This is a genomic window from Corallococcus macrosporus (assembly GCF_017302985.1).
Taxonomy (GTDB): domain Bacteria; phylum Myxococcota; class Myxococcia; order Myxococcales; family Myxococcaceae; genus Corallococcus; species Corallococcus macrosporus_A.
This window is the reverse complement of the sequence record NZ_JAFIMU010000007.1, coordinates 1,816,378-1,836,485: the sequence shown is the minus strand read 5'-3', so window position 1 is coordinate 1,836,485 and position 20,108 is coordinate 1,816,378. Positions and strand designations below refer to the sequence as shown.

The window sequence follows — 20,108 nt, the reverse complement described above, 5'->3', positions numbered from 1 at the left end:
GGTGGACGCTGCCTGGACCTCTTTGGATAAGCCCCAGGCTGCTCCCTGTCATCCAGGAGCGACAACTTCCGGGGCAGGGGGGCGGGCGGGCAGGGGAGCGCCCGGTGGCGGAATGCCCCCGAGCGCCCCAACCTGAGAGGGGAAAGGAGGCGTTCATCATGAGCAAGAAGGACGTGCTGCACATCCCCCTGGAGGAGTTGCCTCCCTCACCGGCGCGCGAAGCTGTCACCGAGGAGGAGGAGCGGCGTGAACACCACGTGCCGTCCACCTTCGACCCGGGTGGCGGTCCCGGCAACGGTCCGGGTGACAACGGCAGCCCGCGCATCATCGAGCCGGTGGGCCAGCCCTATTCGCCGGGCGTCAAGGTGACCTGAGCCTCCAGGCCCCGTGGTTCCACGGACCCCGCTGACGCCTCCCGGGCGTCGGCGGGGTCTTGTTGTTGTCGTGGCCTGAAGCCAAAAAACGAAGCGCCCGCGACCGTGGAGGTCGCGGGCGCTCGCTGGAAGTCACCGTGCCGCCGTGGGTGTCACGGCGGAAGGGGTGAAGAGGTCTAGCGGGTGGTGCTGTTGGGCGACAGCGTGCCCGTGGAGTCCGGCGTCGGCGTGTTCATGTTGCCCTTGGCGCCGGAGCTGTTCGGGTCGAGCGTGGAGTCGTTGGGCAGCGTGCTGTCGTCCGGGATGGCGCTGTCGTCCGCGGACGTGCCGGAGCCGCCCGTGCCCGGCTCGGTCATCTCGCCGTCGTGCACGCCCGGCTCGGCCTCGCCGGTGCCCGCGCCGCCGGTGCCCGGATCCATGGTGCTGCTGTCGTCGCTGGCGGGAGGCTGCGCGGAGTCATCCATCGCGCCGGAGCCGCCCGTGCTGGAGTCCGAGGGCGGCATCGTCGAGTCCTGCGACGTGCTGCCCGTGTCGTAGCCGGAGCCGCCGCTGCTGGGCGGAGGCGTGGTGGTGGTGCCGGAGCCCGAGGTGTCCGTCCCGGTGCCGGTCGTGTCCATGCCCGAGCCCGTGGTGGAGTCGGAAGCCGGTGTCGGTTCGGTGCCGCGCGTCGCGGACTGATCCGACTTACAGCCCGTGCCGAGCGCGAGCGCGCCCGCGAGAACCGCCGCCACCGTCAGCTGGGTCTTCAGGAACTTCTTCATGTGGATTCCCCCGATTGAGTGTGACTGCTTGAAAGGTCCCGACTGCCTGCAGGACCGAAGGTGAGCAGACCGGACGGTGTGTGCAGGGGTGGCTCATCCGCCTGCCTGCCCTGGGAACGGCTCGGGAGGGGGGAATGGGAGGGTTGCATGCCCGGTGCTGTTCGCCGGAATGCACGCTCAAGGGCCCACGGTGCCATTGGTCACGTCGCCGCCACCTGGCGGCGTCACGGAGTTGCTGGACGTGTTGCTGTCCGGCGACAGCGTGGTGGGCTGCTGGGAGCCCGTGATGCCCGGCGGCGTGGTGCCGGTGGCGGGCGGCAGCACCACGCCCGTGCTGGACATCGTGCCCGCCGGAGTGCCGGGCGTCACGATGCTGGTGGAGGTCCCCGGCAGCGTGGTGCCGGGAGCGGTCGTGGCGGGCGGCATCAGCGCGCCCGTGGTGGCGGTGGAGCCCGTCGAGCCCGCCACCGTGGTGCCGGTGCCAGGCGGCAGGGTGGCAGGCGAGGTGCCGGAGACGAACGGCTGGGCGCTGTACGGCTGCGGAATCACCGCGCCCGTGCTGCTGCCGCTGCCGCTGCCGCCGATGCCCGGGTTGGCCGTGCCGGTGGGGTTGCCGAGGGGCTCCGTGTACGGGCTGCTGATGGGGCTGCCCGCGGGAGCGGTGGGGGCGACGGTGCCCGGAGGGGCCCCCGGGTTCGGCTGGCCCGTGGTGATGGCGCCCGCGGAGTTCGGATCCACCTGCGCGTTCGCGGTGCCCAGCGCGAGCGTGCCGGCCGCCAGACTCATCCAGATCCATTGCTGAGACATCGTCCCGCTCCTTGCCGGTGTGCACGGCCGGGCGGACGACGCCTCGGCCTAGTGGGAGGGCGTGGGCCGATGAGGACCCCGGCCTTCCTCCAACAGGTGCGCATCCCGGGGACGCGGGGAAACCGCACGGTGGCGCCGCTTGCGCTCGGAGAGCACCAGCAGCAGCGCCGGGAAGGTCACCAGCATGATGAGCAGGTTCATGCCGAACCCCACGTTCGCCAGCGCGCCAATGGAGTTGAGCCCCGGGTGGTCCGCGAGCAGCAGCGCGCCGAAGCCCACCGCGCTCGTGAGCAGGCCGCCGCAGATGGCCTTGCCCGTCTCCGAGTACACCCGCACGAAGTCGCTGCTCTGCGACGCGAGCCGCGTGATGAGGTGCACGCCCGCGTCCACCGTCGTCCCGATGAGCACCGGGATGACCAGGATGTTGAGGTAGTTGAACTCCATGTGCAGCAGCGGCATCAGCCCCAGCACCGCGAACAGCGACACCACCGTGGGCATCAGGCACAGGAGCGCGGTGCGCAGGCCGCCCAGGGTGATCCACATGGCCAGCAGCACCGTGAGCGTGGAGCCCAGCAGGATGTACGGCGCCTCGTGCGCCACCGTGTCGAAGATGTCCGCCTGCACCATCGCCTCGCCCGCCACCACCGCGGCCCGGCCGTCCGGCAGCTTCACCCCGCGAACCTCCTTCGCCAGCTGGCGCATGGCCTGTCCGTTGGATTGATCCGCGGACGGATACACCAGCACGAAGCCGGTGCCCGGCCCTCCGCGTCCCTCGAACTGCTGGCGCACGCTGCGCGGCAGGTCCGCCTCCGTGAAGGGCTTCGCCCGCACCTGCACGCGCAGCTCCTCCAGTTGCTCCCGCTGCTGGGGCGTGAGCTGGCCCTCGGGCACGCGCTTCAGCAGCTCCCCGATGTCCTCCAGGATGGCCTGCTTCTCCTGCTGCCGGTCCGGCACGAGGCTCGCGAGCGCCGCGACGAAGTCCACCGTGGAGTCCGCGCCCCGCTGCTGCTTGCGCGCCTGGAGCTGCTGGACGACCGCCGCTTCCTCGCCGCGGGAGTTCGTGAGCACCACCAGCGGGACCTGCGAATAGCCGATGAGCTGGTTGACGGCGCGGTCCAGGACGAAGGAGTCCAGGCGCTGGTCCTGCAGCGACGAGATGTCGTAGTCGAACCGCAGGCGCGGCAGCTGCGTGAGCAGGCCCGCCACGACGAGCACGGACACGGCGGTGAGCAGCCCGCGCCGGTGGATGATGACGCGGCCCAGCGGGGCCTCCGTCGTCTCCGTGGAGGACGCCCGTGGCGTCCAGCCCCAGCGCGCCACCAGCCCCAGCACCGCCGGCAGCACCACCACGTACGCGAGCACGAGCACCAGCATGCCCACGCCCGCGATGACGCCGAACTCGCGGAACGCCCGGAGCTGGGAGGTGCCCAGCACGAAGAAGGTGAGCGCCGCCACCAGCGCGGACACCAGCGCCGCGCCTCCCGTGTGCGTGAACGCCTCGCGCGTGGCGTCCTCGGAGGACCTGCCCTCTCCGCGCAGCGCGAGGTAGCGGCCCAGCAGGTGGATGCCGTGCTCCACGCCCAGGCCGCCCAGGATGGCGCCCAGGAAGGCGGTCAGGAGATTTACCTGCCCGTACGCCATGGCCACCAGGCCGTAGGTCCACGCGAGCCCCGCGCCCACCGGCGCCAGCACCAGCCCCACCGACAGCGCGCTGCGGAAGTGCAGGAACAGGTAGAGCAGCACCAGCACCGTGGCCACCGTCGAGGACACCGCCACGTCGCGGGTGATCTGCGCCTGCTGATCCATCTTCTTCTGGAAGGAGCCGGTGATCTCCGTGTGGAAGCCGGGGCCGTACTTCGACAGGTCCTGTTGCTTGAGCACGCCCCGCACCTCCTCGACGATCTTCGTGGAGAAGGCGAGGTCCGCGGACGACGTCTCGGGCTTGGCCAGCACCACCACGCGGCGCGCGGAGGCATCCAGGTAGTAGTCGCTGGGATGGCTGGACAGGCGCGTCACCGCGCCGCCGGCGTACTTCTTCTCCAGGTCGCTGAAGTCCAGCGACGGGGCCGGCGCGTCATCCAGCGAGACGAAGAGCGGGTTGGCATGCTGCCGCTCCCACGTGAGGCGTGCGTCGATGCGGCGCTCCACCTCCTTCAAATCTTCTGGCGACAGGAAGTAGAGCGCATGGCCGCGGAAGAAGCTGCTGGGGCGGGTGATCTCCACGTAGCGGATGCCCGGCAGCGCCTCCAGCTTCGGCGCCAGGTCGTCCGCGAACCGCTTGAGCTGCGCGGGGTCCGCGTCCTCGCCCACCACCACCACCCACCCCTGGGCGCCGAAGCGCTCCTCCAGCGTGTGGATGGCCTGCACGCTTTCGAACGAATCCGGCAGCAGGCCCACGAGGTTCGCGTTGAGGGACAGGTGGCGGGCGGACAGCAGGCCCACGACGGACAGCAGGAGCGCGCAGACGAGCGCGGTGACGGGGCGGCGATGGTTGTGCGCGGCCAGCGCACCCATCGTGCGCTCCACCCGGTGCATCCACGTGCGCTCCGATGGTGAAGACGGGGGTGTGGCCATGGACCGTGCTCCCAGGGGGCGCCTGCTGCCTGAAACGGCTCGTGCTGGAGCAAAAGCTGCCCATGCCACGGACCCCCGGCACCACGGCGCGACAGGGAAGCCCGCCCGAACGCCCGGCACCGGAGTGTGGGGCAAAATGCCTCAAGCCTCAGAGGGGAGCGGATCCCCTGGCATGACGCGCGCGTGGGCGGCATACATGGCGCGGTTTGTTCATGCGTTGTTTGTTCCCCGCGCCGGGCATGCGGCCGGCGGAGGCCCCGGGGCGATGCCTGGACGCACGGTGGCTCGGGGCATATACGCGTGAGCGGCCCGGTTCGTCCGGGCTCAAGGTTGCCCCGGCCGTCACGGCGCGGGCCTACAGCAGGAAATCACATCCATGAGTGAGACGCGGTGGTCCGGACGGTTCGAGGCGGCGATGGGCTCCCTGGCGGCCCGCAGCCACCAGCGTCCCTGGGTGGCGCTGTTCGTGACGCTGGTGCTGACGGGCATGGGCACCTTCTTCGCGCGAGACCTGCGCCTCAACGCGGACCTGGCCAACCTGCTGCCCAAGACTTTCCAGTCCGTGAAGGACCTGGACAAGCTGCGCACGCGCTTCGGCGGCCAGGGCAACGTGGTGGTGGCCGGCATCGGCGCGGAGCCGGAGCAGCTCAAGCAGTTCGTGGATGACATGGCGCCGAAGCTGGCGACGCTGTCGGAGATCCGCTTCGTCAACGCGCAGCGGCCCAGCCAGTTCTTCGACGAGCACGGCCTCTACTACGTGGACCTGCCGGACCTGAAGACCATCGAGGAGCGCATCGACGCGCGCTTCGCGTGGGAGAAGGAGCAGGCCAACCCGCTCTTCGTGCGGCTGGAGGAGGAGCCCCCGCCGTCGCTGGACTTCAGCGACATCCAGAAGAAGTACACCGGCGGCGCGAACATGCGGCTCGCGGGGCAGGGCGGCCTGTACTACCTGGATCCGCAGGAGCGCATGGTGGTGATGCTGCTCAAGGCCAAGGGCTCGTCCGCGGACCTGGGCTACTCCAAGACGGTCATCACCCAGGTGGAGGACTACCTGGCGAAGCAGGACCTGTCGAAGTACGGCCCCGGCTTCCACACGGAGATCACCGGCACGTTCAAGAAGAAGATCGACCAGCAGGCGGTCATCACCGGCGACCTGGCGCGCGCGTCCACGCTGGCCCTGGTGCTGCTCCTGGCCTACCTCGTCTTCCACTTCCGCAGCGCGCTGTCCGTGGGCCTCACCATGGTGCCGGTGGTCGCGGGCCTCGCGTGGACCTACGGCTTCGTGGGCGTGGCGTACGGGCAGGTAAATCTCCTGACCGCCTTCCTGGGCGCGGTGCTGGGCGGCCTGGGCGTGGAGCACGGCATCCACCTGCTGGGCCGGTGGGGCACGCTGCGCTCGGAGGGCATGACGTCGGAGGAGGCGGTGCGTGAGACGTTCCGGCACACGGGCTTCTCCGCGCTCATCTCCGCGCTGGTGGCGGCGCTCACGTTCCTGAGCCTGTCGCTGTCGGAGTTCAGGGCGTTCCACGAGTTCGGCGTCATCGCGGCGGTGGGCATGCTGGTGAGCGTGGCGTCCTACCTGCTCATCCTCCCGGCGCTCCTGGGGCTGGTGTCGCGCTGGGGCTGGGTGCCGCGCGAGCACCAGTCGCAGTCCGGGCCCATGGCGCTGCTGGCGCGCTTCCTGCCGCGCCGCTACCGCGCGGTGGTGGTCGTCATCGGCGTGGCGCTGGTGGGGCTCATCAGCCAGGCGTACCGGGTGAGCTTCAACTACGACTCCACGAAGCTGGATGACGTGACGCTGCCGAGCGTGCGGCTGGACCGGCGCATCGACCACATCCTGGGCTACTCGGCGACGCCGGTGGTGGTGCTGACGGACTCGGAGGCCATGGAGCGCGAGGTGGTGAACCAGCTCCAGGCGCGCAAGGCGAAGTTCGGCAAGGACTCCACCATCGACTTCGTGGGCGCGCTGGAGGACCTGGTGCCCCAGCAGCAGGAGGAGAAGCACGCGCTGCTCCAGTCCATCCACAAGAAGCTCCAGCGCATCGACCCGGAGCGCGTGGACAAGGCCCAGCGTGACGACCTGCTGCGCGCGGTGAAGATGACGGCCGCGCAGCCCTTCACGCGGGAAGACCTGCCGGTGAGCCTGCGCCGCCAGTTCGAGCCGGCGGCCGGCCAGAAGGGCGGCGTGGTGCTGGTCTACGCGAACGTGAGCCTGTCGGACGGCGTGGGCACGCGGCGCTTCACCAAGGAGGTGCGCAACCTCCAGATGCCGGACGGCAGCCAGGTGTCCGCGGCGGGCGAGGCGCTCATCCTGGCGGACATCCTGGACATGGTGGCCTCCGAGGGGCCGCGCATCCTGGTGGCCGCGGTGGTCAGCGTCTTCGTGGCCATGTGGCTGACGCTGGGCTCCCTGCGCAACGCGGTCATCTGCATGCTGCCCACGCTGCTCTCCATCGCGGCGCTGGTGGGCCTGATGGCGCTCATGGGCCTGCAGTTCAACTACCTCAACATCGTGGTCATCCCGGTGCTCATCGGCACGACCGTGGACGCGGGCGTGCACCTCATCGAGCGCCTGGGTGAACCGGGCGCGGACTTCACCACCGTGTACGCGGAGACAGGCCGAGCCATCACGGGCGGCCTGCTGACCAGCGCCATCGGCTTCCTGGCGCTGGTGTTCGCCAAGCACCCGGGCCTCAACTCCATTGGCGACCTGGCCAACCTGGGCTTCGCGGTGAACATGGTCATCGTGCTGGTGGGCTTCCCGGCGCTGCTGCTGCTGGTGGACCGCTGGCGCAACAAGCACAGCGCCGCCTCCACCCCCGCCAGCGGCGACGGCACCGAGCGCCCCGCGGAGAGCTGACGCGCGAAAGCGGACGTCGCAGGCAAGGAGGCCCCGGCACATCCCGCCGGGGCCTTTTTCATTGCGCCCGGAGGGGCCGGGGCCGTTCCGCCAGCCGACACTGCGGAGAGACGAACGGGCATGGGCGCCCGGGAGTCCCCAGCCCAATCTTCACGCGGTATGGGGCGCCCATACTTCAGGCATCAATCTGGCCGGATGTTCGAGAATGCCTTCATGGAGGCGGCCTCCAAGCTGCACCCCGCGGTGCCGGTCCTCCTCTACGGCCCGCTCACGGTGGGCCTGCTCGGGTGGAGCCTGGCGAGGGGACGGACGACGGTGGGGATGAGCGTGCTCTTCGTCCCGCTGGGGCTGCTGACGTGGATCCTCATGGAGTACGGCATCCACCGGTTCGCCTTCCACTGGGAGGGCAAAGGCCCGCTCACCCGGCGGGTGCATGAGATTGCCCACGGCTACCATCACAAGTACCCGGACGACGCCCAGCGACTGGTGATGCCGCTCATCGTCACCGTCCCGCTGTCGTCCCTCATTGGCGGGCTGCTGTGGTGGGTGGGCCACCCGGTGCAGATGATTCCGTACTTCGTGGGCATCGTCTGGGGCTACGTGACCTACGACACCCTCCATTGGGCCACGCACCACCGCACGCCGCGCACGGCCTGGGGCAAGGCGCTGCGCGCGCACCACATGGCGCACCACTTCGCGACGCCGGACCGCAACTTCGGCATCAGCAACAGGTGGATGGACACCCTGATGGGCAGCGGTGGACGGGCCCCCAAGCGCTCCGGGAAGGATGCGTCAGGCGAGGAGACCCGCTCCGGCGTGAAGGCGTGAGGCGGCGACGCGCGCCTGCTACGCGGCCTGCTCCGGCACGCCCGTCCACGCGGCCACGAAGTCCGCGAGTCCCCGCAGCTGCCGGTCGTTCAGCGTCGCCTGCCAGCGCGCCTTTCGCACCGTCCGGTACGCCTCCGGCGCGTCCCAGCCCCGGGCCACCATCACCGCCAGCCCCATCAGCGGCCCGCGGCCCACGCCGTGCTCGCAGTGCGCGTACAGCACGCCGCCCGCGTCCAGCCTGGGCAGCGCCCAGCGCACGCCCTGCGACAGCTGCTCCACCGACGGCGGATAGCGGTCCGTCACCGGCAGGTTCAGCAGTTCGATGCCCAGCGCCGCCAGCGCCTCGCGGTCGTCACTGCGCTCCGCGCGCAGGTCGATGACGCAGGTGATGCCCCGGGCCTTCAATTCGCCGTAGCGCGCGCGGGACACGCTGCCGCCCACGTGCAGCCACGCATTCACCTGGGACACGTTGAGGGCGCGCTTGCCGGGGAGCTTGGTGGTCCACTCCACCCCTCGCGCCACCACCCGCAGCACCTGCTTGCGCACGAACCCCCGGACCCCGGGGACGTGATGCACCGACCGCAGCAACGACTCGCTCACGCTTGCAATCCCCTGCCTGCTACTCGCCTTCCAGCGTCACTTCCATCAGCCCGTCCACCGGCGCCTTGCCCGGACGCTCCATCACGCCGCGCAGCAGGTACGTCACCGGCGAGCCCACCATCGGCCGCACCAGCCCGCTCAGCACGCCCAGCGACTCCACCGGCGCGCTGCGCTGCAGAAGCGACGTGCCCTTGAGCGTCAGCGCCGGCTTGCCGTCGCGGTCCGTGAACTCCGCCCGCCAGGTGCTCTTCGCCTTCTCACCCGTCTGCGTGAGCGTGAAGGACTCCAGTTGCTTCGCGTCCCCGTGGTCCTCCCAGAGGTACACGGGCGCGTAGTCGCCGCCCTGGCCCTCGCGCCCCAGCACCACCGCGTACGGCGGCCCCTTGAGCGCGCGGAAGCGCACCCAGCGCTTCGCCAGCTTGGCCGGCGCCACCGTGCTGCGCGAGTGGTCCACGTACCCGCCACCCTGCAGCGTCACCGTCTCCCGCAGGGGAATCTGGAGCTTCACCTTCACGGGGCTGCCGGCCAGCACCACCTCGTGGCGGTAGCGGTCCTTGCCCTCCTCCACCACGGAGCCGTCCGGCGACCACGGCTCGGCCTTCTTCGCGTACTCCAGCTTCACCCGGCCGTTGTCCAGGGGCGCCTCCACCGTCAGGCCCGTGTCCGTGGCCCGGGCGGTGCACTCGCCCAGGGTGAGCTGATCCAACGCCGGGTTGTAGCCCCAGTCATTGGCGCCCAGGCGCTTCTGCGCGGACCAGACCGGCTTGCCCGGCTGCAGCACCGTGGCGCGGCAGATGCCCGTGCGCGACCCCGGGCCGATGTTCGTCACCGACAGGTTCACCGTCACGTAGGTGCCGTCGTCCGTGTCCGCCACGAAGGTGAAGCTCTCTCCGTACCGGTCGCTGGAGTTGTAGGACAACCCCAGCACGCCGCCCGCCGCCGCCACCCCTGGAAGTGAAAGCAGGGCCCCCACCAGCAGGGCCCTCAAGCCGCGGGCGCGCGTGTCACGCCGCATGGGGCCGCTGCTCCAGGAGCTCACCCGAGGCGTTGTCGTTGAAGACGTAGTCGCGCTGCAGCGGCAGGTTCCACGCGAAGTAGACCACCCCGCGCACCACCCACCAGCCCAGCGTGTACGCCAGCTGCGGGTGCAGCGTGAGCAGCGCCACGCCGCCCGCGTTGAGCAGCGCGCTGGTCGCGCTCACCAGCGTGTAGCGCGCCAACTGCGGCGCCACCGCGCCCCGGCTGCGGAAGGTGATGACCCGGTTGATGGAGTAGTTCACCACGCCGCCCAGCACGCAGCCGGCCACCGTGGCCCACACAGGAGACATGCCCCCCCACTCCACCATGCCCAGCACCGCGACGAAGTCCACCGCCGTGGCGATGGCGCCCGCCGCCGCGTTGAAGCCGAACAGCGCCACGCCCGAGCGCGGCTGCACCGGCTTCTTCGGCGTCAGCGCCCGCACCAGCGTGCGGAAGCGCGACACCGCCGTGACGTTGCTCAGCACGGCCACGAAGACGAGGCCCGCCACCGCCAGCCAGTGCATGGGGTGCTTCTGCTCCGGCCAGAACAGCGCCTCCAGGATGGGCGACAGCGCCGTGCCCACGCCCAGGAACAGCACCCGCTCCAGCCGCTGCATCGCGCCGTCGCGCACGCTCACGCCCAGGCCCTCGCCCTTGGCGCGCACGTACGGCACCAGCGAGGAGCCCATCAGCGCCCCCAGCGCGGGCAACAGCACCCAGGTGTCCCGGTAGTACCAGGCCAGGCCCATGAGGATGGCCGAGTCCACGTAGCGGTCCAGCACGGAGTCCAGCGCCGCGCCCGCGGGGTTGGCCTCCTTGCGGGTGCGCGCCACGCGGCCGTCCATCACGTCCAGCACGCCCGCGAAGAGGAACAGCCAGCCGCCCAGCGCGAAGCGGCCCGCCGCCACCGCCACGCCGGACGACACGCCCAAGAGGCCCGACAGCATGGACAGCGCGTTGGCCGGCAGCCCCGAGCGCAGGAGCACCCGCCACAGCGGCTGGATGACCCAGAAGAAGTAGTGGCGCAGGAAGAAGCCCACCAGCACCGACTTGCCGCGCGTCAGCGTCTCCGCGTCCCTCGGGATGCCCTTGATGGCGCACCGGATACAGAACAGCACCAGCCCCACGAGGAAGTAGGCGACCGCGAAGAGCGCGGGCGCCAGGGCGGTCCAGATGCGCGCCGAGGGGGACAGGTCTCCGCTCAGCAATGCCAGGACGTTGTCATGCACGGGTGTTTCCTCCAGACGGCAGGGTCACGGGCGCCACGGAGGGCGAACCCAGGGCCCGTCTTGCGAAGACAGCCCTCACGACGACGAAGGCCACGACCGCCGCGGTGACTCCCGCGAGCACGTCGAGCACGTAGTGGTGCGTGAGGTAGACAGCGGAAAAGGCGACGAGCAGCGCGAACAGACCGGTGCCCACCCGCCAGGCGGGGCCCTTGTGCCACAGCACGAGCACCATCATCAGCGGATAGGCCGCGTGCAGCGACGGCATGGCCCCGAAGACGTTGGGGTTGCGGGCGTAGAAGTTCGCGAAGTAGTGGATGCCGAAGAAGGCATCGAAGCGCGCGGTGCCCGCCGGACTGGGCGGCGCCGCCAGGTTCGCGAGCCCCGGCCCGTACTTCAGGACGTACCAGGGGGGCGCCGCGGGGTAGAGGACGTAGACGACCACGCCAATGGCGTTCACCACGAAGAAGGCCCAGCAGAGCTGCTCGAAGCGCGCGTCCTTCTTGAAGAAGAACCACAGCGCCACGAGGAAGACCTCGTAGATGTAGGCCGCGTAGGCGAAGCCGCACAGCAGGTCCAGCAACGTGTTCGGGTGGCGCGACCACCACTCGGGCCAGTGCGTGCCGCCCGGCGCGGGGAACAGCAGCTTCTCCAGGTTCCACAGGTCGCCGGTGTGGATGGTGCCGCGCACCCCCAGCCACAGCGCCTGGCTGTCCAAAATCATGCCGGTCAGCCACAGCGGGAACGCGCCGCGGAGGAACCGCCGCGGGCCGGCGCCGGCATGCGCCAGCACCACCAGCAGCAGGTCCGCCGCGACGTGCTCCCACCGGACCCGACCGGTGGAGACCACCAACGCGAAGTGGCCCATCGCCAGGACGGTGACGAGCCACTTGAACGCGGAGGCGTTCTTATCGGGCGAGCGGGAGGTCATCCCCGTAGTAGTCCATCCCCAGGTGCGTGATGGGCTCTTCGCCCGCGACGACGCGCAGCGTGTTCTTCAGCTTCGTCAGCTGGATGAACAGGTCGTGCTCCACCGGCAGGCCCGGGTGGGCCATGGGGCTCTTGAAGTAGAAGGACATCCACTCCTGGATGCCGCGCCACTCCAGCCGCTTGGCCAGGTCCATGAACAGCGCGATGTCCAGCACCAGCGGCGCCGCCAGGATGGAGTCGCGGCAGAGGAAGTTGACCTTGATCTGCATCGGGTAGCCCAGCCACCCGGTGATGTCGATGTTGTCCCAGCCCTCCTTCGCGTCGCCGCGGGGCGGGTAGTAGTGGATCGACACCTTGTGCGAGTACTTGTTGTACAGCTCCGGGTACAGGTCCGGCTGCAGGATGGTGTCGAGCACGCTCGACTTGGTCACTTCCTTGGCCTTGAAGGCCGCCGGATCATCCAGCACCTCGCCATCCCGATTGCCCAGGATGTTGGTGGAGAACCAGCCCTCCAGGCCCAGCATGCGCGCCTTGAGCGCGGGCGCGATGACCGTCTTCATCATCGTCTGGCCGCTCTTGAGGTCACGGCCCGCCACGGGCACGCCCTCCAGCTTCGCCAGCTCCTGCAGCGCGGGCGTGTCCACCGCGGCGTTCGGCGTGCCGTTCGCGAAGGGCACGCCTTCCTTGATGGCCGCGTAGGTGTAGAGCGCCGTCGGGTTGATGTCCGTGCTGTTGGCGTCCAGCGCCTTCTCGAAGTTGGCCAGCGTCTGGAAGGCCTCCGGCAGCGGGCGGAAGGTCTCCACGCTGCTGCACACCACCATCACGGCGCGCTTGGCGTTGAGCTCCTTCTTGAAGTCCCGGATGTCCTGGCGCAGCGCTTCGATGCTCTCGCGGTGCGTCTTGGTGGCCTTGATGTGGTTCGCGGTGATGCGGCGCACGAACTCCGGGTCGTGCACGCCCGGCTTGGGCTTGATGCCCTGGAGGAAGGGCTTCACCTGCTCCAGGTGCTTGTCGCTCAGCACGCCCGAGCGCACGGCCACCTGGTAGGCGTCCTCGCTGATGATGTCCCACGCGCCGAACACGACGTCGTCCAGCGTGGCGAGCGGCACCAGCTCATTGAGCTTCACGGTGCGGCCGTCGGTGCGCTTGCCCAGACGGGCGGTGCCCATCTGCGTGAGCGAGCCGATGGGGGCGCCCTTGCCCTGCCGCGCCAGCTCCACACCCGCCATCAGCGTGGTGGAAACAGCGCCCAGGCCCGGGATGAGCACCGCCAGCTTGCCCTCGGGCTTCGCGACCTTCTTCTTGTTCTCCATCGTCCTGATTCCTTCGAAAGGCGGGAAATTCGCTCCGCCCGTAATGAGCGTCTCCGAGTCCGTCCATCCGGCGCCGGCAGGCTGCCGGACGGAAGGTGGAAAATCTCGAAAGCGGATGGTTGATACTCTAAACCGTCTGTCACTTCAACGTGATGTGAGGACGGCGAAGCGGCTCGTACCACGGCGGCCCTGGCTGCATGACTCGGGCCGGGGGGGCGCTACAAGCCAGGACGAACGGCCCTGTCAGAGAAACAGCATCCGGAGGGCAAATGGTTGACCCACCACGGCGGGCTCCCTCGGGGGCGCTCGCCGGGTGGGTCAAGGTGGTACGGGTCTGAGCCTGTCTTGCTTTCACACACCCCCTGACACACGTGTCAGGTTTTGAGAGCGTGGGAACCGCCGGCCTTCCGGCGGCCCCGTTCGGGTGCCCGGTCAGTTGTGGCGGGGGGCGCCCCGGTCGAGCTTCTGGTTGTCGCCCGGGTGGTACTTCTCGCCGGTGAGGACGGCTTTCACGAACCCGACCAGCTGGACCATCTTGCTGTTGGGCGTATCCCAGTACTCGGCCTTCTCGACGGAGACGCGCAAGAGGGCGAGGTTCGGATCATCCAGGCCCTGGGGGAACCAGGCCTTGAGGGACGGGTTCCACAGCTCCTTCGCCTTGGCCTTGTCGTGGATCAGCGCGCAGCGGCCGCTGACGGACACGTACCTGTCCCGCGTGGGGTCCGAGTACGCGAGGCTGACGTGGTGGTCCTTCTGCACCTCGTCCACCTTGTGGGTGTGGTCGTTGGTGAAGAACCACAGCTCTCCGTCGAAGTCCTTGTCGTAGGTCCACATCGGACGGCTGCGCAGGCTGCCGTCGGTGTCCACGGTGGTCATCATCGCGACCCTGATGCCGTGGATGAGCTTGCCCAGGTGTTCCACCACGTCCTGCGGACTCTTCGTCGTCGTCGTCATGTGCTCGCCTCCCCTTGGGGGTTGAAGGTAGGCAGCGCTCCGTCGGGGAACACCGTCCGTGCGGGCGGGTCGGCACCAGGGCAGCCGGGCGTGTGATAGGGGGCGTGCCGGGCCAGCCCGCTTGTTCCCCCCTGGGCACGAGGCGTGACGGCCGGGAGCGACACGGATGCTGAAGACCGCGTGGAACGAGTGGAGCTTGAAGGCGCTGCAGCTGGAGACGGCGCTGCTGGCGCTGGAGGAGATCGAGCTGCCGGACGCGATGCACGCGCTCCAGGACGGGGCCCAGCAGAAGTTGCTGGAGCTGGCGCGGGCGTGGCACCAGACGCAGCCGGCGAAGGAGCCGCGTCAGTGGAAGCGCGAGGAGACGGCCGGTGGCACGCCTCGCGACGAGGAGCTGGCGGACCTGGTGAAGGGCTTCCGCGAGGACGGCAAGACGTGGACGCTCTTCCGGCTCACCAGCGACAAGAAGGAAGTGGTGGAGACGGTGGTGTCCGAGGGCCGCGCGTGCATGGCCGCGGGCGGTGAGTACTACCTGGGCCAGTGGGACGCGGAGGAGGGCGTGCTGGAGGTGGGCCGCGACGACGAGGCCGGCGAGCCCGGCACCGGGCTGGTGCTGGAGCCGAGCGGAGAGCTGCGCTACACGCCGTCTCCTGACCTCTAGTAGTCAGGACTCGAAGAGCTTCACCATCCGCGCGCGCAGCTTGTCGTCGGGGAGCCGTCCGAAGCCCGCCTTCACGTTGTCCTCCAGGTGGGCGGGGTCGGACGTGGCGGGGATGGGGCAGTTCACGGCGGGGTGGCCCAGGATGAACTTGAGGAAGAACTGGGCCCAACTGGTGCAGTCGAACTCCGAGGCCCAGTCCGGCAGGGGCTTGCCCTTCATCTTGCGGAAGAGGTTGCCCTTGTCGAACGGCTCCATGACCAGCACCGCGACGCCGTGCTCCTTCGCCGCGGGCAGCAGGCGCGCTTCGGCGTCGCGCATCGCCAGCGAGTAGGGCAGCTGCACGAAGTCCAGCTTGCTGCCCTTGATGTGCTTCTCCAGGTCGTCGAAGGCGCCGCGCTGGTAGTGGGTGACGCCCACGTAGCGGAGCTTCTTCGCGGCCTTCATCTCCCGCAGCACCGGCAGGTGCACGTCCACGTCCAGCAGGTTGTGCACCTGCATCAGGTCCATGCGGCCGTGGCCCATCTTCTGGAGGGAGGCTGCTATCTGCGCCGCCCCTTCCGCCTTGCCGCGCGTCCAGACCTTGGTGGCGAGGAACGGGGTCTTCTCCTGGCCGGACTGCTTGAGCAGGTCGCCCACGACGGCTTCTGAGCGGCCGTACATGGGAGAGGAGTCGATGAGCCGCGCCCCCGAGGCGAAGAACTTCTGGAGGACCTGGGCCAGGGGCGCGCGTTCGTTCGCGGCGCCGCCGACGTCGAAGGTCTGCCAGGTGCCCATGCCGATGACGGGCAGGGCTTCACCGGAGCTGGGGATGGGACGGGTGAGCATGCGGGGACCTGGAGCCGGAGCCTGGGCGAGGGCGGAGACGGACGGCGCGAGCGCGGCGCCGATGCCCGCCACCAGGACCTCGCGGCGGGAAGGAGGAGGGGGACGGGACATGGGGGAAGCGTAGCGGCCGGCAGGGCCGGGCACCGGGATTCGCGGGGGGCGAAGACGGGCAGGTGACAGTTCTGGAAGGCACCGGTGTTCCCTTCGCCGAATCCCTTTTTGAGGAAGGTCCAGGCGATGAAGCGCAAGGTCGCGGTGTGTGTCGGGGTGATGGTCGCGGTGGCGGCGGGAGCGGCCGGAGCCGAGGAGCGGACGGAAGGGACCGCCGTCGCGGAGCCGCACCCGGCGCCCGTGCAGGCGGCCCCCGCTCCGGAGGCGGCCCCGGCCATCGCGGCCCCGGTCGCCGCGCTGTCCCCCGCGCCCCTCGTGGAGGCCGCGACGGGCGGCGAGCCCGTGAAGCCCGCGGCCGGGGTCCAGCAGCGCTCGGACACGGAGGAGATCCACGTCCCGGCGGTGCTGATGGCCATGCCGCACGTGAGCACCGCGGGCACGGCCACGGAGCGGCTGGTGACCACGTTCGCGCTCGGTGCGCTGGGCACGCATGCGAAGCGGGTGGACGGCATGGCGATGTCGCTGGGCGCCAACTGGCAGGGCGAGCTGTCCGGCGCGCAGCTCACGCTGGGGGCCAACGTGGTGCGCGGTCCCGCGTCCGGCGCGCAGTTCGCCGTGGGAGGCAACGTCGTCACGGGCGACCTGGAGGGTATCCAGGCCGCGGTGGGCCTCAACGTGGCGAAGGGCGCCGCGGCGGCGGGCCAGTTCGCGGTGGGCGGCAACGTGGCCGGGGGCGCGCTGTCCGGCGGCCAGTTCTCCGTGGGCGCGAACATCGCGGGCTCGGGCGGCGTGGGCGGCCAGTTCGCGGCGGGGGCGAACATCGCGACGGCGTCGTTCAAGGGCGTGCAGGCTGCGGCGGGCGCGAACATCGCCCAGTCGATGTCGGGCCTCCAGGCGTCCTCGGGGCTCAACTACGCGGGCCGGATGGAGGGCGCGCAGTTGTCGCTGCTCAACATCGGCGGGGACGTGTCCGGCGCGCAGGTGGGGCTCGTCAACATCGCGGGCAAGGCGGACGGCCTCCAGCTCGGGTTGATCAACGTGGCTCGCGAGTCCCAGGGCGAGGCCGTGGGCCTGCTCAGCTTCATTGGCAACGGCCAGGCCCACCTGCAGTTGTGGGCCAGCGACGTCGCGTACACCAACGTCGCGGTGAAGTTCGGCGGCCGGCACTTCCACACGCTGCTGACGCTGGGCTTCAACCCGGGCACGGACACGCACCGCCGGCGCTACGTGGCGGGCGCGGGCTTCGGCGCGCACATCCCCGCGGGGTCATTGTTCTTCGACCTGGACGTCATTGGCAGCAGCGTCCACGCGGAAAACCTCTTCCGCGATGGCGACGGGCTGAACGTGCTGGGACAGTTGCGGCTGGTGGCGGGCTGGCAGGTGGCGAAGCGGTTCGCGCTCATCGGCGGCGTCACCGGCAACACGCTCGTGACCTGGGACAACGGGGACCGCTGGGAGGAGCTGGGCATCGGGCCGGAGTGGCGCAGCGTCTCCGACAACGGCAGCACCACCGTGCGCGTGTGGCCGGGCGTCCTGCTGGGCGTGCAGCTCTAACGCGGCATTCGATTCGAAGTCAGGGAGGGAACCATGTGGAACCGTTTGGGGATGGCCGCGCTCGGCGCGGGCCTGATGTCCGGCTGCTACTTCACCGACGAGCAGCAGGGGGATGGCAACACCGTCACGCAGACGCGCGCGGTGACGGACTTCCTCACCGTGGAGAACCGGGGCTCGCTGGAGGTGGTGGTGCGCGAGGGCGAGGCGCCGGACGTGAAGGTCACGCTGGATGAGAACCTCCAGCACCGCGTGCGCACCTTCGTGTCGCCGGGCAGCACGCTCGTCATCGAGACGGACGGCTCGTTCGAGCCCCGGGGCGCGGCGCGGGTCGAAATCCTCGTGCCGCGCATGGTGGGCGCGACACAGGACGGCTCCGGCTCCGTGCGCGTGGAGGGCTTCGAGCACGTGAAGGAGGACGTGAAGCTGGTGGCGAAGGGCTCCGGCTCGCTGAGCTTCTGCGGCGGCGTGCGCACCCTGGAGGCCAAGCTCAGCGGCTCCGGCAACATGGAGCTGTGCTCGGCCGGTGAGGGCCTGGCGGAGTGGGGGGACCTGGTGCAGACGGGCTCCGGGGACCTGAAGTGGGCGGGCTCCGCGAAGCACGTGCGCGCCCGGGTGGATGGCTCCGGCTTCATGACGCTCACGGGAGTCACCAACCGGCTCGATGCCTGGCTGGACGGCAGCGGTGGCATCGGAGCGTCGGGCCTCAAGGCCGTTGACGTGAACCTCACGTCGCGGGGCGCGGGGACCATGACCGCGTACGTGGACGGGGGCGGGGCGGCCATCACGCTCGACTCGTCGGGGAACGTGGACCTGTACGGCCACGCGCTGTCCACGCAGGTCCGCGTCACCGGCAGCGGCCGGGTCAACTGGCACTGATGACTAGCTTGTCCTCAACACCCGTGGATGGCACGGGTGGGGAGGCAGGCGGGCCATGGCGGAGACCATGCGGGCAATGGTGCTCGACGCACCCGGCGCGCGCCTGCGGTTGGAGCACCGGCCCATTCCCGAGCCCGGGCCGGAGCAGGTGCTGTTGAAGGTGCGGGCCTGCGCGGTGTGCCGCACCGACCTGCACGTGGTGGATGGAGAGCTGACGCGCCCGAAGCTGCCGCTGGTGCCGGGCCACGAAATCGTGGCCACGGTGGCGGCGGCGGGCGCGCGGGTGGAGGGCTTCGCTCCCGGGACCCGCGTGGGCGTGCCGTGGCTGGGGTGGAGCTGCGGGCAGTGCCGCTTCTGCCGCTCCGGCCGGGAGAACCTCTGCGACACGGCGCGCTTCACCGGCTACGACCTCGACGGAGGCTTCGCGGAGTACACCGTCGCGGATGCGCGCTTCTGCTTCCCGCTGCCCGCGCTGTACCGCGACGTGGAGGCCGCGCCGCTGATGTGCGCGGGGCTCATCGGGTATCGCAGCCTGCGCATGGCGGGGGAGGGCGGCCGGCTGGGGTTGTATGGCTTTGGCGCCGCCGCGCACATCCTCATCCAGGTGGCCCGGCACCAGGGGCGCGCGGTGTATGCCTTCACGCGCGAGGGCGACGCGAAGGGCCAGGCGTTCGCGCGCGAGCTGGGCGCGGTCTGGGCGGGCGGCTCGGACACGCTGCCGCCGGAGCCGCTGGACGCGGCCATCCTCTTCGCTCCGGTGGGCGCGCTGGTGCCCGCCGCGCTCAAGGCCGTGGACAAGGGCGGGGTGGTGGTGTGCGGCGGCATCCACATGAGTGACATCCCGTCCTTCCCCTATTCCGTGCTGTGGGAGGAGCGCGGGGTGCGCTCGGTGGCGAACCTCACGCGGCAGGACGCGATGGACTTCCTGGCGCTCGCGCCGCGCGTGCCGGTACGCACGGAGGTCCAGGTGTTCCCCCTGTCCGCCGCGAACGAGGCGCTCCAGGCCCTGCGCGAAGGGCGCGTGCGTGGGGCCGCGGTGCTGGACATGACCCTGATGGAGTAGGGCCACGTCGGAACGAGTGCCCGCGCGCCTGCCCGCCTGGATGCTTGGGCACGGGGGGAATGCACAGCTTTCGTGTCACGGAGGCTGTGCACCCCATGAAAGCGCTTCAGGAGACGGGGCCGTTCGAAGGCTATGACTTGGAGCAGACCCACCCGCTGGGCTCGTACGCCCTCTTGCTGGGGACCTTCAGCACGACGGTGCTGGGCTTCCTGGGCTGGATGGGGGCATCGGGGCGGAGCCTGCCCGAGCGGTTCAGCGGCGCGGACCTCGCGTTGCTGGGCGCCGCCACGCACGTCGTCACCCGGGTGGTGGCGGCGGACAAGGTCACGGCGGTGGTGCGCGCCCCGTTCACGCAGTTCAAGGGCAACGCCAGCGCGGGCGAGGTGAGCGAGAAGGCCCGGGGCACGGGATTCCGCCGCGTGATGGGTGAGCTGCTGGACTGCCCCTTCTGCCTGAGCCCGTGGGTGGCCGCGTCCTTCCTGATGTCCGCCACGCTGCGGCCCCGTCAGACGCGGTTCGTGGCCTCCATCTTCGCGCTGAGCGGCGCGTCCTTCTACCTGCACCGCGCCTATGAGTGGCTGGGCGAGAGCCTGCACCGCACCCGTTCGCAGGCGCAGATGCTGGCGAAGCGTCAGCAGCGCCAGGCCGACGCCGATGCCGAGGTTCAGCTGCCCGGCCGTGGGCCGCAGGTCGTGGAGCCGGGCCGCGCGCCCATCCCGTCCCCGAGCTGAAGGGGCTGACGACGTGGGCAATGGAGGGGGGCGCCGCGGC

Annotated in this window: 18 protein-coding genes; 8 read left to right on the top strand and 10 right to left on the bottom strand. The window is 70.3% G+C overall.

The features are described 5' to 3' along the window. The first annotated feature begins 158 nt into the window (after window positions 1–158). On the top strand, window positions 159–374 hold the full coding sequence (locus JYK02_RS19830) for a hypothetical protein (RefSeq protein WP_207053152.1): 216 nt from the start codon (window positions 159–161) through the stop codon (window positions 372–374). 176 nt (window positions 375–550) lie between these two features. On the opposite strand, the gene JYK02_RS19825 is transcribed toward JYK02_RS19830, so the two are convergent. From JYK02_RS19825 to JYK02_RS19815, 3 genes are all read right to left on the bottom strand, one after another. Next, the gene (locus JYK02_RS19825) at window positions 551–1,135 is read right to left on the bottom strand and encodes a hypothetical protein (protein WP_207053150.1); all 585 of its coding nucleotides are present in this window, start codon (window positions 1,133–1,135) and stop codon (window positions 551–553) included. 177 nt (window positions 1,136–1,312) lie between these two features. Beyond that, complete coding sequence (locus tag JYK02_RS19820; protein WP_207053148.1) at window positions 1,313–1,942, bottom strand: hypothetical protein; 630 nt, start codon at window positions 1,940–1,942, stop codon at window positions 1,313–1,315. 48 nt (window positions 1,943–1,990) lie between these two features. Further along, window positions 1,991–4,516 carry an efflux RND transporter permease subunit gene (locus JYK02_RS19815; RefSeq protein WP_242588813.1) on the bottom strand — a complete coding sequence of 842 codons (2,526 nt, stop codon included), beginning with the start codon at window positions 4,514–4,516 and terminating at the stop codon, window positions 1,991–1,993. A 376-nt stretch (window positions 4,517–4,892) separates the two neighbouring features. On the opposite strand from JYK02_RS19815, the gene JYK02_RS19810 reads away from it, so the two are divergent. Both JYK02_RS19810 and JYK02_RS19805 read left to right on the top strand, forming a co-directional pair. Next, window positions 4,893–7,376, top strand: a complete 2,484-nt coding sequence (locus tag JYK02_RS19810; RefSeq protein WP_207053147.1) for an efflux RND transporter permease subunit — start codon at window positions 4,893–4,895, stop codon at window positions 7,374–7,376. Between the two features lie 195 nt (window positions 7,377–7,571). After that, entirely contained in the window at window positions 7,572–8,204 is a 633-nt protein-coding gene (locus JYK02_RS19805) for a sterol desaturase family protein (RefSeq protein ID WP_207053146.1), read from the top strand. An 18-nt stretch (window positions 8,205–8,222) separates the two neighbouring features. On the opposite strand, the gene JYK02_RS19800 is transcribed toward JYK02_RS19805, so the two are convergent. From JYK02_RS19800 to JYK02_RS19775, 6 genes are all read right to left on the bottom strand, one after another. Beyond that, window positions 8,223–8,804, bottom strand: a complete 582-nt coding sequence (locus JYK02_RS19800; RefSeq protein ID WP_207053145.1) for a fused DSP-PTPase phosphatase/NAD kinase-like protein — start codon at window positions 8,802–8,804, stop codon at window positions 8,223–8,225. A gap of 19 nt (window positions 8,805–8,823) precedes the next feature. Further along, window positions 8,824–9,819, bottom strand: coding sequence for a hypothetical protein (locus JYK02_RS19795; protein ID WP_207053144.1), 996 nt, complete (start codon window positions 9,817–9,819; stop codon window positions 8,824–8,826). After that, window positions 9,809–11,053: a GtrA family protein gene (locus tag JYK02_RS19790; protein ID WP_207053143.1), complete on the bottom strand. Its 1,245-nt coding sequence runs from the start codon at window positions 11,051–11,053 to the stop codon at window positions 9,809–9,811. Before JYK02_RS19790 ends, JYK02_RS19795 begins: the two co-directional genes overlap by 11 nt. Further along, window positions 11,046–11,981 carry a phosphatase PAP2 family protein gene (locus JYK02_RS19785; RefSeq protein ID WP_207053142.1) on the bottom strand — a complete coding sequence of 312 codons (936 nt, stop codon included), beginning with the start codon at window positions 11,979–11,981 and terminating at the stop codon, window positions 11,046–11,048. Before JYK02_RS19785 ends, JYK02_RS19790 begins: the two co-directional genes overlap by 8 nt. Further along, window positions 11,959–13,293, bottom strand: a complete 1,335-nt coding sequence (locus JYK02_RS19780) for an inositol-3-phosphate synthase (protein ID WP_207053141.1) — start codon at window positions 13,291–13,293, stop codon at window positions 11,959–11,961. The genes JYK02_RS19785 and JYK02_RS19780 overlap by 23 nt, the downstream gene beginning before the upstream one ends. A gap of 432 nt (window positions 13,294–13,725) precedes the next feature. Next, window positions 13,726–14,247 carry a pyridoxamine 5'-phosphate oxidase family protein gene (locus JYK02_RS19775; protein WP_207053139.1) on the bottom strand — a complete coding sequence of 174 codons (522 nt, stop codon included), beginning with the start codon at window positions 14,245–14,247 and terminating at the stop codon, window positions 13,726–13,728. Window positions 14,248–14,413: 166 nt separating this feature from the next. Here JYK02_RS19775 and JYK02_RS19770 point away from each other — a divergent pair, with 166 nt between their 5' ends. After that, window positions 14,414–14,908, top strand: coding sequence for a hypothetical protein (locus JYK02_RS19770; RefSeq protein WP_207053137.1), 495 nt, complete (start codon window positions 14,414–14,416; stop codon window positions 14,906–14,908). Window positions 14,909–14,911: 3 nt separating this feature from the next. Here JYK02_RS19770 and JYK02_RS19765 read toward each other — a convergent pair whose 3' ends face one another. Continuing rightward, entirely contained in the window at window positions 14,912–15,844 is a 933-nt protein-coding gene (locus tag JYK02_RS19765; protein ID WP_242588812.1) for an aldo/keto reductase, read from the bottom strand. A 126-nt stretch (window positions 15,845–15,970) separates the two neighbouring features. Between JYK02_RS19765 and JYK02_RS19760 the strand changes: the two genes are divergently transcribed. The 4 genes from JYK02_RS19760 to JYK02_RS19745 all read left to right on the top strand — a co-directional run bounded on the left by JYK02_RS19760 (window position 15,971) and on the right by JYK02_RS19745 (window position 20,068). Beyond that, window positions 15,971–17,398 carry a hypothetical protein gene (locus JYK02_RS19760; protein WP_207053135.1) on the top strand — a complete coding sequence of 476 codons (1,428 nt, stop codon included), beginning with the start codon at window positions 15,971–15,973 and terminating at the stop codon, window positions 17,396–17,398. A gap of 33 nt (window positions 17,399–17,431) precedes the next feature. Then, complete coding sequence (locus JYK02_RS19755) at window positions 17,432–18,274, top strand: GIN domain-containing protein (RefSeq protein WP_207053132.1); 843 nt, start codon at window positions 17,432–17,434, stop codon at window positions 18,272–18,274. A 55-nt stretch (window positions 18,275–18,329) separates the two neighbouring features. Beyond that, window positions 18,330–19,337, top strand: coding sequence for a zinc-dependent alcohol dehydrogenase family protein (locus JYK02_RS19750; protein ID WP_207053130.1), 1,008 nt, complete (start codon window positions 18,330–18,332; stop codon window positions 19,335–19,337). Window positions 19,338–19,432: 95 nt separating this feature from the next. Next, a complete protein-coding gene (locus JYK02_RS19745) occupies window positions 19,433–20,068 on the top strand; it encodes a DUF1360 domain-containing protein (RefSeq protein WP_207053128.1) in 636 nt (211 codons plus the stop codon). Window positions 20,069–20,108 lie beyond the last annotated feature (40 nt).